Below are 16954 nucleotides of genomic sequence, written 5' to 3' on the forward strand. Positions count from 1 at the left end.
CGCCATCCTCCTAGAACAAAGCACTGTCACGATCATAAAGTCGAATAAAATAATTGGATACAAGAACGAGAACGAATCCTACGCAAGATTGGTAGAAGCCAACCGCTGTCGACATTCCGAAATCGCTCATTTGCTTAAGGGCTCGATATACGTAAGTATCGATGACATTGGTTGCGCTGAATAACACGCCCGATTCCCTAGGCAAATTATAAAACATGCCCCAATCTCCAAAAGCAGCGTAGAAAATTTTCCCGGCCTGCAGCAGCACTAAGGTTATCGTAATGGGAGCAAGCATGGGAATCGTGATTCGGAACGCTTGCTGAAATCTGCTGGCGCCGTCCATTTTGGCCGCCTCATAATAATCTGTCGAGATCCCGGAAATACCCGCTGCAAAGATGACAGCAAAATACCCCACGTTTTTCCAAACATAAGCCGCCGGCAGAATAAATCTCCAGTAAATGGGTTCCGAGTACCATTGTATAGGATCTATTCCAAACCACCCTTGAAGGAGATGGTTCAAAATTCCTTTATCCACGCTTAGAAAAGAATAAAGCAAATATTCGGCTACGATCCACGACAGCAGGTAAGGAAGAAGCAAAATGCTTTTGTATGCACCTGCAAGAAAGCGGTTACTAATTCCATCGATCAGGATCGCAGTAATCATAGCAAGTCCAATACCGAGAATAATAAATATGATGTTATAAAAGATCGTGTTGAAGGTAATTTGAAAAAGAGCATCTGATTTGAAAAGAAACTCAAAATTTTTAAAGCCAATCCATGGGCTTCCCAGGATCCCCTTAAACGGGTTGTATTCCTGGAACGCAATGACGACCCCAAACATCGGTAAGTAATAAATAATAATAATGAAGAGCAGCCCGGGAAGCATCATGGCATAAAACGTCTTGTTCCTAATGATTTCACTAAAAAAAGGTAATCGTCGACGAACACTTGTTGATTTGGTCTTAGAGCTCGTGGTTATCATCCATTGATGTCCTCCTTGAATTCGTTTGTACTGCCAATCATAATTTCGTGCCTCAAGAAAGGAAACAATAAGATTTAGAAATAACTCCGATTTTTAGATCATCTACTTCCAAAATAACACTAAATCTCTAAAAAATGATTCTTCACCGCATTTCAAACCATTTTTTCCGTTTCTTTTTAATCCTTAATCCGATAAAATAAACTTAACATTAACATCATCTTCCATTCTATAAAGAGGGGGATTTTCGGTTGAACTTGGTTTCTTTTAAGGCACGTACCAGCATGTTTAAAAAACTGCTCATCTCCTTCGTCGCCATTATAACGGCCTTGATCTTTGTCCTTTCTTCCATGCTGTACTATAACTACACTTCTTCATCCATTGAAATGCTGAAAGAAATGAAGACCGATATTTTGTCCAAAACCAGCTACAGCGCCGTATATATGGATACCCTCTCCAAGAAATTCTGCCAATCGCTGTCGCTAAATAACTCCATCATCGCATTCGCAAACAGCAATAATGAGGATATTCTGAACATCAGCAAGGCCATTCAAACATTAAGTGCTCTAGCCATACCCAACACCTACATACAGTCCGCCTATGTCTATAATCGAAAAATTGACACGATCATCGCTACTCCATCGAACACGTTTTACAGCAGCTCCGACTTTTATGACAGGGAGATTATTCAGATGCTGAATCTTCCTCAAAATAGCAAGACTCCGATCCTTTATCCGATTCCTAGAAGAATCGCTAATCCAGAAGGCTCCAATACGGAATACGTGAATGTATACACCTATATCTTGTTCGATACGAGTGACAATCGGCAAAACTTCAACAGTGCCATTGTTTTGAACGTAGATGCCGATTGGCTTAGAATGACGATTTCATCCATTGACAACAAGATGAGCGGTGATGGCAACGAGCTTTTGGTAGTCGATAAAAGCGGTGTGATCGTAAGCCACTCTTCGCCTGACATGTTCATGCAGCAAATCGCTGATCAAGGCTATTTCCAAAAAGCCATCTCTACTAAGGCTTCCTCCGGCACTTTTTTCGATCATCTCGATCATAAAAAAGTCGTCGTTTCCTATGTTTCATCTGAGAATTTGGGATGGATTTTTCTCAGCATAACGCCGTATGAAACCGTCTTCTCGAGCGTCCAAAGAAATGGAACGATTACCATTGGATTTTGTTTGATGATCCTGCTCCTGGGATTATTTTTCGCTTTCCTTGCTTCCGTAAAGCTGTATCGTCCAATCGGCGCCCTTACGAAAGGCATAAAGCAAAAACTAAACCAGGAAAGCAAGCCGGAAAATCATATGGATGAGGTCAGTTTTCTTGCGAGCGCTTTCAATGGAATGTTCGATAAAACAGTCATTTTGGAGCAAATGAAAAGGGATAGCACGCCCCTCTTAAAAAACAGCTTTTTAAAACAAGTATTGAGTGGTCAGGTCCTGCTTCCGAGTAATTCTATCGCAGTTGCAAATAAAGAACTCAATATACATTTGGATTTTACAAACCATCTGTTTATGTATCTGTTAAAAATCGACTTCTACAAAGAGTTTACCGATAAGCACAATGAGAAGGACAGATCCTTATATAAATATGCGATTGCCAATATAACCAAAGAAATTACCTCAGAACATTTTCGAAACGAAGTTGTTGATACCGCCTCCGACCACTTTGTTGTCCTGGCTGACTTGAGTGGGAAGCCATCCAATCCAGAGGTTTTATACAGCACGTTTTATACCATCGCTCACAAAATTCAACATCAGGTCAAACAGTATTTGAATATTTCGTTATCCGGTACGCTGGGCTACGTTATTGAATCTTCCTTGGAAATAAAAAATATTTATGAAGACACACTTAATCTCTCGATGTATAGAATCAAATACGGACACTTTAGCATCCTTACACCGGAAATTTTGCAGAATATTGATAGCAGCAGCTTTTACTTTCCGAGTGCCAAAGAAAAACAACTCATTGATCTTCTTAAACTCGGAAAGGGCGAATCCGCGAAAGAAGCATACAAGGAGATTATCACAGCGATTGAGCGTTCTTCTTATGACAATATCATTACATCGACCATCTATCTGTTTTTTACGATTTACAACGCTCTGAACCATATCGTTGACGGTAAGCGATCCAAATTGAATTCCATCTCCATTGATTTTCTCAGTAAAGTAAACAGCCTGGAAACGCTTGAGGAAATCGAACAGACCATTTTCAGCCTGATTGATGAGATTATTGTTCTAAAAAGCGATGTGAAGAGCCGAAAAAGGAATGAGATCGTGGAATCGGTTATTGAACTCATCAGTGAAAACTACTCGGATAAAAACCTTTCCCTGAATAGCTGTGCAGAGGTTCTTTCCCTATCATCCGTATATCTTGGTAAACTGTTCAAGAATTCAACGGGTAAATCCGTAGCGGAATACATTACGGCGGTCCGAATGGAGAAGATCAAGCAGTATTTGGAGCAGAGCAGCATGCCGATCAATGAAATTCTGGAGAAGTGCGGCATGGAAAAGTCGAATTACTTTTATACCAGCTTCAAAAAATATTTTGGCATCTCGCTAACCGAATATAGACTTAATGCCGTCAAGATCAAAGATGAGTATGTCCCTTGAGAATGACGACGACAAAAAAGCCGGAAACCTCTCGCTGCGAGAGACTCCGGCTTTTGTTCATCACATGAAGCTGTAATAGGGTGAATCATCTTCCTTCAGCATATTAACGATCTCGCTTTAAAAAGCTCTGGATGACCCCAGCCAGCTCTTCCGGCGCTTCCATCATGCTCATATGGCCTGCGCCCTGAATCGTTGCTTTCGTAATGTTCGGATGGCCTGTGGTAAATACCTTTGCTTCAGGGGCAATCTGATCTTTTTCCCCCGCAACCAGCAGAACCGGCAGCGCCGAAGCGGAAATGACATCCCGTCGGTCCGGACGCTCACGCATAGCCATAGCCGCACCCGCAGCGCCTTGTGGAGGCGTCTTATAACCTATCTCTATCGCTTTTTCGATCAGCTCGTGATGAGACTTCGCAGTTTCTGGTGCAAACAATCCCGGAACTAGTCCGTCGATAAATGCGGTAATTCCGTCGGATTGGATGGTGCTTACCGCCTTCAACCGTTTTAACTTGCCCACCTCGTCATCCGCGTATCCCGTCGAGTGAATAAGGCCGAAGCCGTTTAACCGGGATGCGTAGCGCTCGGCAAAAGAAAGCGTAATGTAACCGCCCATGGAATGGCCAAGCATCGTAACCTTCGGCAGATCAAGCTCGTCTAGAAGCTTCAGGCAATCGTCCGCCATTTGCTCGATCGAATAAGCTCCCAGCGGGGCATCCGATAAGCCGTGTCCGCGCAGATCAGGTACAATACAGCGGCAGCTGCTGGATAAGAGCGGTACAAGTTGTTCCCAATACCCGGAGCTTCCGCAAAAACCATGAAGAAGGACGACAGGCTCCCCTTCTCCCTGATCGGCATAATAAAGCGTATATCCGTCATAAACCATTTTATTCATTTTCATCATGATGATCCCCTTCTTTCCTGAAGATTCTGCAAAACGCTGTTTTTCGTTCCAAATCGCATATTTGCACCCTATATTCCAGATTATACTCCCATATGATCAAGTTAATGGCCAACTATTGAAGCGGTCTCCGTGAGCTTTGGATGTAAGCCCGAATGCACTTGCAGCGGCTGATGCAATCTGTCCGGCCATCGTCATGACATGATAAAGCGAAGTCATCTGCAGCGTGGCATAAGGCTTGGGCCCTTTCACATTAACAACAGCAGCGACACTGTAGTGCCCGACAGCTGGAAGCGCATGTCCCACCGACTGTGCAGGGAAAAGCGGCTCGTCTGAAACCAGATAGCTTCCGACAGACAGCGGCTGACCCAAACAGGCATCGATGGCAATCACAATATGGTTATCGGGAATTTCCGTAATGCGGGCTTCCAGGCTGGAGGCGTCGCATGGAGAAGCCATGGTCCCGATGACATGGGGAAAGCCGTAGGTGCAGAGCTCGCTTCCCGTCAGCGGCCCGAGCGCATCACCAGTGGAACGGTCCGTGCCGATGCACAAAAAGGTAATTTGATCTTGGTTATGTCGGCTGCGGATATCCATAAAAAAATCATGGAGTCCTTCGGCATCCATTTTTTTGCGGCTTCCGCCCATCCCGCGAATGAGATGAGGATCTTGAATCGACATGGCTAACGGCCCTCCCATGCTGCTCTTCCGGCAGCGGTTTTCTTTTGATTTTACTGCAAAACCTCCGGCAAGAAAAATCATTTTCCTGTACCGGACGAAAAGACATGCTACAATGGTTACAGCTTGCCTTAAGAAAAGAATATGGAAAGGATGAATCGCCTCCATGGATTTATCTCAAAAAACCGCTGAAAATATTGAATACATGATTGAACAGATCAAAACCAAACTGAGAATGGCCAGCGGTGCCGCTATGAATTCCTCCGCCTTCTCGGTGGATCAATACGAGGACATCCGCGATGTTTATGAGCTTGTAATGAACAAATCGAACCTCAGCATTTCCGAAGTGGAAGCCCTGGTTTCGGAGCTCGGCCGTTTGCGCAGCAAATAACACAAAAATCCCTTCTGATCACCAGAAGGGATTTTTACTTATATGAACAAAACCCATTTCGTAATGTTTCAGGGCTGCACGGTTTGCAGTTGGAACACGGTGTCGGCGTGGCCGACTTTTTTACCGGCATCATTTAATATGTCATGCGAAAAGGATTCTTTGAGTTGCTGGATGAGTGTTTGGTTGCTGTAGCCGATTTGTTCCAAAATGGACTCTACAATCCAGCCCCATTCTTCCTCCGATCCGTCCAATACCTTAAAAGCGATGCCGAGGCGTTCCTGTTTGAGACCAAAGCAATATACTCCTTTGAATCCGCCCTTAGCAACAATATTGGTGTCCTGCAAAATAAGAGAATCAATGCGGCCGCTACCTCCGACCATCTCAGGGTAACGGTTCATCGCCCGAGTGATGATCTGTACGGCTTCTCTGACCGCTTCATCGTTAATAAGATCCGGACAGGCCAGCTTCACATATGCTGCAGCCATCGCTGACAGCGGCAAAGCAAAGACAGGAAAACCGCAGCCATCGGTACCCAGATCGATCTGCTCTGCTTTTATGCCACACATCAATGATACCGTCTCAATGATTTCCTTTTGTACCGGGTGCCCCGGCTCCGCATATCCTTCCAGAGGATAACCTTTCATTTTACAGTAAGCCAGCACACCTAAATGTTTACCGGAACAATTATGGTATAAACGCCGCTTGCTGCCGTCATGACGCAAAACATCCTCCTTGCTCTCCTCATTCAGAGGATAACTCGGTGCACATACCAGCTCTGCTTCCGACAGCCCCGTTTTTTTCATAATGCTCTCAAGCACTTCCACATGTTCCTGCTCTGCCATATGCGAAGCTGTCATAATCGCAATCTCTTTTTCGCTGAGTCCGTAATGGGATACAATGCCTCCACGGATCGCACAAATCGCCTGGAGAGGCTTCGCAGCCGAGCGGGTAAACGTGACAAAATGGGGATCACCTGCAGATCCCGTGACTTCTCCCTGATCGTTGACGATGCTTATATGTCCATGATGCGCGCACTCCATAATGCCCGCACGATATTCCTTGACTAGTACTGATTCCATTAACCCATCTCTCCTTTGAGCCTTACCTGCGCTTATCCATCATACAACTTATTTTGAAGAGTATAAAGGCCGCTGAATCGAAGAATAAGTGAATTCCTTTGGAGGGAGATGTACATACTTCCATTTTGTAAAGTCCATATACCCGCGACAATTTCTGTCCATCATAAAAGGACACGCAGCATATTTCTCGAATGAGAAAATGGCGTGTCCTTACGAACTTTCGGTCATGAGCACGAAACAATCAAATAGCTTGTCCGTCATATGGATGAGTTAGACATAATGTGTTTCAGCTTTTCGGTAGCTCTCTTCTGAATCCTCGATACACTCATCTGCGAAACGCCCAGCTTCTCAGCAATGGAGCGCTGCGATTCACCATCCTGAAAAGCAAGCAGAAGCACTTTTTGCTCCTGCTCTTTCAATTGGCCCAGCGCCTGTTGTAAATCCATTCTTTTCTCCAGAGAGTCATAATCATTGACCTCGGAGCAGATCAGTTCACCAAGCGTAGCTCCTGTCTCTTCCTGGGAGAGAGGAGAATCCAGAGAAACGTAGTGGTAGCATTCGCGTCCTGAAAGCACTTCTACCGTTTCTTCGACGGACAGATCAAGAAATTCGGCAATCTCGTTCACATTTGGAGAACGTTCCAGCTTGACTGTCAATTCATCGATGGCTTGCTGAACGAGCGCTCCTTTCTCCTTAATCCGCCGCGGAACCTGGATGTACCAGGATTTATCACGGAGAAAATTTTTCATATGGCCGATCATGCTTTTCATCGCGTAGGGCTCAAACGGAATTCCCAAGCTGATGTCATATTGCTGTAACAGACGAATTAGCGCCATTTGGCCGACTTGATACAAATCCTCGTACAAATCCGGGCGGTTGCGGGCAAGTTTAGTAGCAGCCATTTTCACCAAAGGCTCATATTTTTCGATTAGAACGGTAGCGATTTCGTTGTCCTTGGTCTGCTGGTATTCCCAGATCAGTCTGACATCCTCGCTCATGGACTCAGGGGGAGTCACGTTATCGTTCATACCTTTGCCTCAGTTCTCATGAGGCGCTTTGTCATCACGACTTTGGTTCCACGCCCCGTTTCATTTTCAATGCTAACCTCATCCATGAGCGCTTCCATCAGGTAGAATCCAAGTCCGCCTATTCCCACATCATGCAGCTCCTTATCATGAAGTGTCATCCGGCTGGTGCTTGAAGCCACACGTTCAAAGCCTTCCCCTTCGTCCCGAACCGTAATAGACAATAAATCACGGTGTACTTCGAAAACAACTTCAACCATTCCGTCCTGCTCGTTATAAGCATATAACACCGAGTTGTTGCATGCTTCTGATACGGCTACCTTCATATCCTCAATATCTTCATAGGAAAAACCCATTTTCGAGGCAATTCCATACAAATTCAGTCTGACAATATCCACATAATCAGCTAGGGCTGGTAGAGTAATAACGACTCTTTGAACTTCGGCATTCATTCTTTCTTCTTTCCTTTCCTATTGGGAATTCTCATTAGGGGCGAAAAACTTGGCAATACCCGTCATGTCGAACAGCTTCTGAATTTGAGTAGGAACCTCTTCCACAACAAAGCGGGCTTTCACCCCGTGTCTGGCTTTCAAAATAGATAACAGGATCCCGATCCCGGTGCTATCGATATATTTCAAATCCTTCATGTTGATTATCAAGTCAAGTTCAGAATTCCCTACGAGTGGTTCCATGACTAGCCTAAAATCGGGAGCAACCGATAAATCCAGTTCTCCACTTAAAAAAACGGTACAAGACCCTTCATTTCGCTGCGTCGTTGCATTGAATTTTTCATGTTTATTTGTATTCATAGACTATCTCTCCCGATAAATAAACTTTAGTTCATTTTATATCATTGTTTTCTTTTATTAAATAACCCTAAAACCATATGGTTGAATCATAATACCAACGAAATCCACACCAGGCATTTGTCGTCTTCGCGTTTCTGCTTGCCATGATCCTCAAAAAAAGCTTTGAACATTTTATCTTCATCCCAATGGGAATCTTTTAACTGACTGATCAGAAAATCGACTCGAACCTCATAATCTTCCTGAACCATTTCAAGCAGACCATCCGTATACAGTGCAATATGCCCCTCCCCTTCGTAATAAAGCGTTTGGGGTTCAATGTCCATTTTGTCAAATAGACCTACCGGACAGCAGGCCTTATCAAGCATTAAAACTTTTCCGTTATTTTGAAAAAATAGAGCCGGTGGATGTCCCGCGTTCACGTAGTCAATACGCTTCACCACGGTATCTACGACCAAATAGATGGCCGTAAAATAATACTGAACAAGCTGGTTCTCGATGTACAGTTGATTAAATCTGCGATTCAATTCCTGAATGACTTTCTCAGGGTCCACATAGGTTGTGACAGTATCTTTCAACACCGAGGCTAAAAACATCGTAAGTAGAGCGGATGAGATTCCGTGTCCCATCATATCCAGCAAAATGACACCGTATCTTCCGCCCCCAAGCGGATACCAGGCATATAAATCCCCAGCAAGCTCAGCGGAGGGCTGATAGATGGCATGCACTTCAAATTTCCCATCCTCAATAGCCGGGCTGAGTACGGCATTCTGAACAAGCGCAGCCAGCTTAAGCTCGTCCTGAATCCGCTGATCACGCTCTTTATGCCAGTCATTTTCCTGCTTCAGCCTCAGTGCCAGACGGATTCTGACCATCATCTCCGCTTTATTGATCGGCTTCATAACATAATCCACCGCGCCGGCATCCAGCGCCTCAGCCAGCTTCTTGGAATCACCAACCGATGTAACCATAATAATAGGAATGTTCCTAAGGTGCTCATAACGCTGGATCAAACGGCAAGCTTCGATCCCGTCCATTTCTGGCATCATCATATCAAGCAGAATCAAATCAATGTTGACATGCTTTCTCGGCTTCGTCTCGCTTGCATAACCTTCGATACCAAGCACCTCAAACATTCCTCTTGCAGAAGAGGCCGTATCTATATCGCGGTAATTTTCCTTTTTCAGAATTTCCCGCATAATAATGACATTGGTTGGATTATCATCAACGATTAATATTTTCATAACACTCTCCTATCAATTCTAAGTTTTATGAAATCTCTTTCTATAATAACAAAAAAACCAAGCACCTTAAGCGCTTGGTTTATTGTTCTGACTCAGGTCCTACTTCAGAAGATGGACGGTAGGGATTGCCAATCCATCTTGAAGGCGACCTTGACTCCGTCCTGCAAAAATTCAATATGATCTACCGTCAACACGTCAGGCAAATGCTCCTTCAGCGAAACGGTAATGGTTCCAAGACTAATCCACTTTGCAGGTATATGGATGGATTTGATCCCTGTAGACTCATGATGCAGCTCCAGCGTACTGCCGTTTGCTTCCACATTAAATTTCAGCTCCGCACCAAATGGAATCAAGTCTCTCCATCTGCCGTTGATATCCGCTGTAACCTCCTGGCCGTTAAAATGGAACTCCGAACCGGTGACAGTAATCTGCTGCGGAATATCTCCGATATGCTTCTGAAGTTCCTTTTTCGCAAGCTCGTTTAATTCGCTGCCGCTCAGTGTAATTTCCGGTTTGCCGGACTTCACCATCTGCAGCACCTTGGCCTTCACATCGATCTCGTTGTAATTCATATCCAGATTTTTATCAGGAGAAACATACCAGATCGCGATCCCGCATCCTATGACGACAAGCAACATCAATGTGATCACAATCCGAAACAGTTTTTTCATATTTAGCCACCTCTCTACCTCAGGTGAGCCCTTCACCTTATATTCTCCTATTATACTGAATTCGGCTGCGAATAACGAATGGCACGAAAATTAAACCAGGCCATGTTCTAAGACAACATCTAGCCAGCGTCTTGCTATGACATTATGACCGGCGACAGACGGATGCACACCATCATACAACCAGTATGTAGGCTCCGCTCTTTGCGCTGCTGTATCAAACGCATCCTGAAGCGGTACAAAAATCGCGCTGAACTCTTCCGCTAGCTTGCGAACAATCCCCTGGTATGTCTTCATCAACTTCTGCCATTCTTCCCATTTCTCCTCCGTTGCGGAGCCTTTAAGCACGAACGGCTCGCACAGAATCAAACGGGTATCCGGCAGGACTTCCTTGGTCTCCTCCAGCAATTGTCTGTAGACTCTTTCAAAACGGTCCGTTACACCGCTCGGTTCGCCAGACATCGTTCTCCAGGCATCATTGACGCCAATCAGAATGCTGATTACATCCGGATTCAAGCTGAATGCATCCTCATTCCAACGGGCATAGAGATCAGATACCCGGTTTCCGCTGATTCCACGGTTAATAAACAGAGGGCTCTTCTCCGCATGGTCGCTTGCCAGTCTGGAAGAAATGGGATACACATAACTTTGTCCGATATAATGTTGTTGATGAAGTCCTCTGTCCCGGTAGCCATCCGTAACTGAATCCCCTTGAAACAAAATTACCGCATGATCTTTTGAAATCATCTGAATCACTCAACTTTCAAGTTAGTATTATGGGAAAATTTACTTCTCATTATACTTGATTTTACGACGAATTTTGATAGGTCCTTAAAATTTTGGACGAATAGCGGATCGGGTACAAAAAAAAGGGATCGGAGCTCATCTCCAATCCCTTTTTTGCTGGCTATTTAATTACGCTTCCGCCATATAGAAAGCGATTCTTCCAAGAATTGCTGAAATCAGTAACCGTAACGCCGCCCGATTTCTCGGAGTAGGTATGAAGCAATTTTCCGTCCCCAAGGTATACGGCTACATGGGTAATCCGCTCTTTATCCGGGTTCACCCCTTTATATGCCGAAGCGTCGGAGCCTTTATAGCTCATAAAGAACACAAGGTCCCCGCGCTTAAGTTTGTTGATATCATAAACCGCACCACTGTGTTCCTTGACCCAAGTTCCTTGCGAGCGGGAATCCATAGGTAGGGTGATATTGGCCCCTTCTTTATATATCTGGCGGGTGAAATCCGAGCAATCAAACGTCTTGGTCGTATTCCGGTCCGAACCATATTCGTATGGCGTGCCCAAATATTTCATGCCTGTCTGAATCACCTTTTCAATGGTCTCATTGACATTGGAGCTGGCTGGCGGTGTTACCGAGGATCCGTTATTGGAACCTGAACCGTTATCCGGTTTGGTGGCCGAACCCGAACCGCTTCCCGATCCGGATGTCACGGATATGTATTGATCCGAGGTACTGGTGTAGCCCACTTTGCCTGTTGACGTTTTTACTTTATAGAAATAAGGTGTACTTTTTTCAAGGATCGTGACTTTATCTCCAGTTTTCAAATATCCTATAACCTGACTCGACATAGACGGCTTGTCCCTTAAATTGACACTGGCCTGGATCACACCGGTTTGGGAAGTTACACTCTTTTGTGTAATCGCTGAAGCAGCTTCAGCTTTGGAACCTGCAGGAAGTATAATAGCAGTGGAAACCGCAGCGGATACGAGCAGGCATCCAAGCAAGCTTTTCTTGATGTTAATCATGTAGTTCCTCCTTGTGATGACTGATAGTGAGTGTTTCTGTCCCCATTATAGTCAGAAGGCAGGATAAGCCACATGCTCCTATTCTCACAAAAAACGACTCCAAATTTTAGCACCACATAGGACTAAGGTCTTGAATCCCCCTGTTATTAGGATACCAAGGAACATTATGGGGAAAAAATCGTTTCTCTTTCTATCAATTCAACATTAAGTATTGTTTTTTCAAATGGCATCTCCAGATTTTCCATTCGACGATAGAGCTGTACAACCGATCGAATCGCAAAATTCTCTTTGTTTATTGCAATCGTCGTAAGCTTCGGCATAGAAAGCGTGGCAAAAATGGAATCATCAAACCCACAGACAGAACAATCTTCTGGTACTCTAATCCCAAGTTTATTTAAGTTTCGAGTTATCAAAAAACCAAAGTGGTCATTTGCGCAAAACCATGCATCCGGTAATGAGGGTAATGATTTGAGATAGGAATACAACAGAGACTCCTGCTCATTTATATGATGGTTTACCCACTGATCCTCAATCGAAAGTCCCTCCTCCTGCATTGCATCAAGGAAGCCTTCAAACCTTTCACGATAACTAGGAGACTTTGATATTTCTCCGATAAACCCAACTGATCTAGCTCCTTTTCTTATTAAATGTATAGTAGCTAAATAAGCTCCCTTTCTGTTATCTGTTAACACAAAGTCTACATTCAGATTAGGGTCATGATGATCGACCAATACGACCGGAATCCCTGATTGAATAATAGCTTGTATGAACTCCTTGCGAAGATGAGATAATACCAGCAATCCATCTACCTTTTTTTCTGTTAGAAAGGAAGGCAATTTCAATTTTTCCTCACTTTCCTTTTCCACCGCATGGAGCAATAAATGTCCTTCCCTACTTTTGATTTCCTTTTCAATATGTAAATTAATAACACCAAAAAAGGTGTTCTCAGCAAATATTTCCTCTCTTGCAATTAATCCTATCATGTGAGCAGACTTCATAGAGGTTTTAGTTTTAAGCTTTTCAATAGGATAGCCAATTTCAAGCGCTGCTTCTAACACCTTCTCCCGCAATTCTTTACTTACACCAGCCCGTCCCGTTAACGCCAGCGACACAGAGTTTTTCGAGATTCCAAGCTGATCAGCAATCCGTTGCATCGTGGGTTTTCTCATCGTAACCCTCCCATTCAGTAGTGCTTTTTTATATGGTACTTATTTTGTCAAGTGATTGTCAAGTTGGAGTCTTTCTTACACAACCCTATATAATACATAGGGATTCATATAAAAAATTCGATTGGTACTTTTGAATCATTTAATTGACAAATCAATAAAGTAAATTGAAAAATCACATGACAGTTGATAAAATAATCCATATCGTAACCGCTTACAAACAATTACTATTTACGAGGGGGATTAGTTTGAAAGTATTTCAAAAGATTCTTATTGTACTACTTGCTTTTAGTTTGTCTGTTCCTACAGGAGCTAAAGCCTCCCCAACAGAAGAGGTCAAGATCAATCTTGATCACCTTGATTTTTTGAACGAAGAAGTCACTATTGACGGAAAGGATATGCTAATTACCCATATTTATTCGGAATACCCTGAATATAATTGGGTGGATGCTTCAGGAGAAGGCATTGCCTGCGTTGATGATGTAGCCCGGGCAGCCATTGTTTATTTAAATCATTATGAACAAACAGGCAATAAGGAATCCTTGGACAAGGCAAAAAAAGCATTAAACTTTGTGATGTATATGCAAGCTGAAGACGGTGAATTCTATAACTTTATCAATCATGATTTTTCAATTAATACCGATGGCTCAACTAGCAAAAAGTCTTTTGACTGGTGGGCTGCTCGAGGCATGTGGGCTCTCGGACATGGATATAGAGTTTTCTCGAAAGTAGACCAGACCTATGCCAAAGAATTGGAGAAAAGCTTTTTATTAGCAAATGATGCCCTACAGCGAAAAGTGAACAAGAGTTATGGTCAATACCATGAGGTCCATGGCTACAAAATACCTTCCTGGATCAGTGGCTTTGATGCGATGTCTAATAGTCTACTAGGTTTAGCGGAATTTTACCAAGCAAAGCCCCTTCCAGTAATCAAGGATTCTATGCTTAAAGTCGGACGCGGACTCGAAGAATATCAATTCGGTACATACGATCAGTATCCTTTTGGCGCTCATTTAGATTGGGAAGGCTCTCCTACTCTCTGGCATGCCTGGGGCAGCGGACAAGCTTTCGCTCTTGCCAAAGCCGGTGCCGTATTGAAGAAAAAAGAATGGATCGATTCAGCAAAAAAAGAAGCGGACGAATGGTTCAGCCACCTCCTTGTGACAGGAATGATTAAAGAAATGGCACCAACCGCTTCTAACGATGAACAAATTGCTTATGGAGTAAGTATGCTTACACAGGCGTATGCAGAATTGTATAAAGCGACTCATCAGAAAAAATATGCTCAGTACGCAGGTATCACTGCCTCCTGGTTTACGGGAAACAATGATGCAAAATTTGTGATGTATGATTCCAACACCGGTAGAGGCTACGATGGTCTTAACGGCCAGACTGGAAAAGTGAACATGAACTCCGGTGCAGAATCGACAATTGAATCCTTACTTGCTATTCAGGCCATTCAATTGATTCCACAAGCGAAGAGTCTGCTTCAAGTAAAAACAACAGACAGGCATACGACGTCAGTTTATGAAGCTGAAAATTTCACTACTCTAGAAGGAAATCCTGAAATCATAACTCCTGCCAGCGCATGGACAGGTGACGCTCTATACAGCGGAAAAGTAGTAAAATTATCCAAAAATGACAGTATCCAATTAGAGGTTGAAACGAAGAAACCAGGTGAATACCTAGTTAACGCAGCTCTAGAGCGAAAAAATTCCGATGAGGCAATAAATTTGGAAGTTCGAGTGGATGGTCGTCTGATCAGTTCAACCCTAGTATCCGACTCTCCAGATACTGATTATTTATCACTTGTAAAATTAAGTGATCCAATCCAACTTACTACTGGAAAACACAAGGTTACACTTACACTAAAATCCAACAGCAGTGAAGCGTTATTGGTAGATAATGTAGTGCTTCAACCTGTGGAGGAATACGCTACTTTCGTCAAGGAAAATGATGAAACCTTCAAACTAGAGCGAAATTTAGTTAAAGGGAAAAATAAATTAAAGTTTTAACAAAAAAGGATTAATTCAACATACTGTATTCTACTACATCAATCGTTATCGAAATCACCAATGTGGCATATTTACCTAGTTCCAAAAAAAACCTTGTCCTTATTCGGACAAGGTTTTTTTTCATTAAACATTTACGCTTTAATTCACAATGAATACACACCACCTGGTACTGCCGTGGGCTCTCTTCAACGGGTATGGCGGGAATACCTTTCCTTTTCTCGATGCATGCCCTGTGCTGCCCCTCCCCCTATTTCTTCACCACATGATCATGTCTCCCCGGCTCCAAAATATCCAGATCCTTGGGCTCCACGTGGACATGAACGTTCATAATGTTATGAATATCTGTAAGACGTTCTTCAATTTCGTCGCTGATCTGGTGCCCTTCGATAATACTTAAGTGAGGATCAACCTCAATGACCACATCGACCAGGACATGATTGCCGTGAACCCTTGCTTTGACATCCTTGATGCCTTCCACGCCTGGAGTGCGGCTGATGGCACTGCGCAAGTCCTTAAGGTCCGCCTGATCGAACCCGTCCGTCAGACGATAGGTTGAATCTCTGAAGATATCCCATGCTGTTTTGCATATCAGAAGGCCGACTACGAAGGCTGCAGCCACATCAAGCCATGGAAGTCCAAACTGTGCGCCGACAATGCCGACCGCCGCTCCGATACTGACCAGGGCGTCTGAAAAGTTGTCTTTGGCCGCAGCCATGAGCGCCTGGTTGTTGATCTGTTTCGCTAGTCTTTTATTATACCGGTACACACTGTACATGCAGATGGCACATACCACGGCTACCCCGGCAGCCCAAAGATTCGGTTCAACCTCTTTACCTGCAAACAAGGACCGGACCGCATCTACCAAGACCTGAATACCGACCATCGCCATAATGAATGAAGCGATCAATGCTGCAACCGTCTCCGCACGGAAATGACCGTACGCATGGTCGGAATCTGGCGGTTTCTGAGATATCCGCAGTCCGATCAGAACTGCCAGCGACGCCACAATATCTGTCACGTTATTAAAGCCGTCAGCAAGCAGTGCACTCGACGCGAACACATAACCGCTGATCAGCTTAAAAACAGAGAGGATTAGATAGGCCGTAATGCTGACCCAGGCTCCCCGCTCCCCTTTTCGTATGTCATCATAAATATCCACAATCGCAAAGCCACCTTTTCCCAGGGTTCCAAAAAGCACTTACCTATCCTAACAAATGCCACCCGTGTGGGTCTAGAGAAACATAGTTGCCACAGGCAAAGAGGTTTTATCCCATACATCTCTTGTGAGGAGCCGCAAAAACAGATAGAATAATTACACAACCTAAAGGGAGGGTCCGCCCATGTCCGAAAATAAAGAAGAATCAAAAAAGGTCAATCTCGCTGATGCCATCCGGGCCAAGCTTGAGCAGAAGAAGCAGCAGAACAATTCCTCTAAACCCGGCGCGTTTCAGGGGAATTCCCCACAAGCGATGAAAAGCCAGAACAACAAAAAGCCGAATAATCAGCGCCGCCGTACCGGAGGTTCATAATAGAACCCTGCTTCCAAAGCCAACAAAAAAGCTGCTTCCCCTCACCCGGGAAAGCAGCTTTTTCAATGGTTACGTTAACGA

Annotated in this window: 17 protein-coding genes; 4 read left to right on the plus strand and 13 right to left on the minus strand. The window is 44.0% G+C overall.

Annotated features, from left to right (window positions below; all coding sequences use genetic code 11):
* Positions 1 to 10: 10 nt before the first annotated feature.
* Positions 11 to 982 carry an ABC transporter permease gene (locus tag MUG84_RS22610; protein ID WP_244729231.1) on the minus strand — a complete coding sequence of 324 codons (972 nt, stop codon included), beginning with the start codon at positions 980 to 982 and terminating at the stop codon, positions 11 to 13.
* Positions 983 to 1230: 248 nt separating this feature from the next.
* Between MUG84_RS22610 and MUG84_RS22615 the strand changes: the two genes are divergently transcribed.
* Entirely contained in the window at positions 1231 to 3606 is a 2376-nt protein-coding gene (locus MUG84_RS22615; protein ID WP_244729233.1) for an AraC family transcriptional regulator, read from the plus strand.
* 103 nt (positions 3607 to 3709) lie between these two features.
* On the opposite strand, the gene MUG84_RS22620 is transcribed toward MUG84_RS22615, so the two are convergent.
* A complete protein-coding gene (locus tag MUG84_RS22620; protein WP_244729432.1) occupies positions 3710 to 4498 on the minus strand; it encodes an alpha/beta fold hydrolase in 789 nt (262 codons plus the stop codon).
* Positions 4499 to 4603: 105 nt separating this feature from the next.
* On the minus strand, positions 4604 to 5185 hold the full coding sequence (yyaC, locus tag MUG84_RS22625) for a spore protease YyaC (protein ID WP_244729235.1): 582 nt from the start codon (positions 5183 to 5185) through the stop codon (positions 4604 to 4606).
* 163 nt (positions 5186 to 5348) lie between these two features.
* On the opposite strand from yyaC, the gene MUG84_RS22630 reads away from it, so the two are divergent.
* The gene (locus MUG84_RS22630) at positions 5349 to 5573 is read left to right on the plus strand and encodes a DUF1128 domain-containing protein (RefSeq protein ID WP_244729237.1); all 225 of its coding nucleotides are present in this window, start codon (positions 5349 to 5351) and stop codon (positions 5571 to 5573) included.
* Positions 5574 to 5641: 68 nt separating this feature from the next.
* Here MUG84_RS22630 and MUG84_RS22635 read toward each other — a convergent pair whose 3' ends face one another.
* From MUG84_RS22635 to MUG84_RS22675, 9 genes are all read right to left on the minus strand, one after another.
* The gene (locus tag MUG84_RS22635) at positions 5642 to 6652 is read right to left on the minus strand and encodes an asparaginase (RefSeq protein WP_244729240.1); all 1011 of its coding nucleotides are present in this window, start codon (positions 6650 to 6652) and stop codon (positions 5642 to 5644) included.
* 257 nt (positions 6653 to 6909) lie between these two features.
* Positions 6910 to 7680 (minus strand): sigma-70 family RNA polymerase sigma factor, encoded by a 771-nt coding sequence (locus MUG84_RS22640; RefSeq protein WP_244729242.1) that lies wholly within the window; start codon positions 7678 to 7680, stop codon positions 6910 to 6912.
* Entirely contained in the window at positions 7677 to 8129 is a 453-nt protein-coding gene (gene rsbW, locus MUG84_RS22645) for an anti-sigma B factor RsbW (protein WP_244729244.1), read from the minus strand. The genes MUG84_RS22640 and rsbW overlap by 4 nt, the downstream gene beginning before the upstream one ends.
* Before the next feature lie 18 nt (positions 8130 to 8147).
* A complete protein-coding gene (locus MUG84_RS22650; RefSeq protein ID WP_244729247.1) occupies positions 8148 to 8486 on the minus strand; it encodes an STAS domain-containing protein in 339 nt (112 codons plus the stop codon).
* Positions 8487 to 8572: 86 nt separating this feature from the next.
* A complete protein-coding gene (locus MUG84_RS22655; protein WP_244729249.1) occupies positions 8573 to 9727 on the minus strand; it encodes a SpoIIE family protein phosphatase in 1155 nt (384 codons plus the stop codon).
* A gap of 104 nt (positions 9728 to 9831) precedes the next feature.
* On the minus strand, positions 9832 to 10398 hold the full coding sequence (locus MUG84_RS22660; protein ID WP_244729251.1) for a hypothetical protein: 567 nt from the start codon (positions 10396 to 10398) through the stop codon (positions 9832 to 9834).
* A gap of 90 nt (positions 10399 to 10488) precedes the next feature.
* A complete protein-coding gene (locus tag MUG84_RS22665) occupies positions 10489 to 11142 on the minus strand; it encodes an SGNH/GDSL hydrolase family protein (protein WP_244729253.1) in 654 nt (217 codons plus the stop codon).
* A 160-nt stretch (positions 11143 to 11302) separates the two neighbouring features.
* The gene (locus MUG84_RS22670) at positions 11303 to 12163 is read right to left on the minus strand and encodes a C40 family peptidase (RefSeq protein WP_280521464.1); all 861 of its coding nucleotides are present in this window, start codon (positions 12161 to 12163) and stop codon (positions 11303 to 11305) included.
* 164 nt (positions 12164 to 12327) lie between these two features.
* Entirely contained in the window at positions 12328 to 13332 is a 1005-nt protein-coding gene (locus tag MUG84_RS22675) for a LacI family DNA-binding transcriptional regulator (protein ID WP_244729255.1), read from the minus strand.
* A gap of 245 nt (positions 13333 to 13577) precedes the next feature.
* Here MUG84_RS22675 and MUG84_RS22680 point away from each other — a divergent pair, with 245 nt between their 5' ends.
* On the plus strand, positions 13578 to 15344 hold the full coding sequence (locus MUG84_RS22680) for a glycoside hydrolase family protein (RefSeq protein WP_244729258.1): 1767 nt from the start codon (positions 13578 to 13580) through the stop codon (positions 15342 to 15344).
* Positions 15345 to 15591: 247 nt separating this feature from the next.
* Here the strand turns inward: MUG84_RS22680 and MUG84_RS22685 are convergent, their stop codons facing one another.
* Positions 15592 to 16506, minus strand: a complete 915-nt coding sequence (locus MUG84_RS22685; protein ID WP_342346139.1) for a cation diffusion facilitator family transporter — start codon at positions 16504 to 16506, stop codon at positions 15592 to 15594.
* Positions 16507 to 16684: 178 nt separating this feature from the next.
* Between MUG84_RS22685 and MUG84_RS22690 the strand changes: the two genes are divergently transcribed.
* Complete coding sequence (locus MUG84_RS22690) at positions 16685 to 16873, plus strand: hypothetical protein (protein ID WP_244729262.1); 189 nt, start codon at positions 16685 to 16687, stop codon at positions 16871 to 16873.
* The last annotated feature ends 81 nt before the right edge of the window (positions 16874 to 16954 follow it).

Source organism: Paenibacillus mangrovi, from assembly GCF_022898935.1.
Lineage (GTDB): Bacteria > Bacillota > Bacilli > Paenibacillales > Paenibacillaceae > Paenibacillus_AQ > Paenibacillus_AQ mangrovi.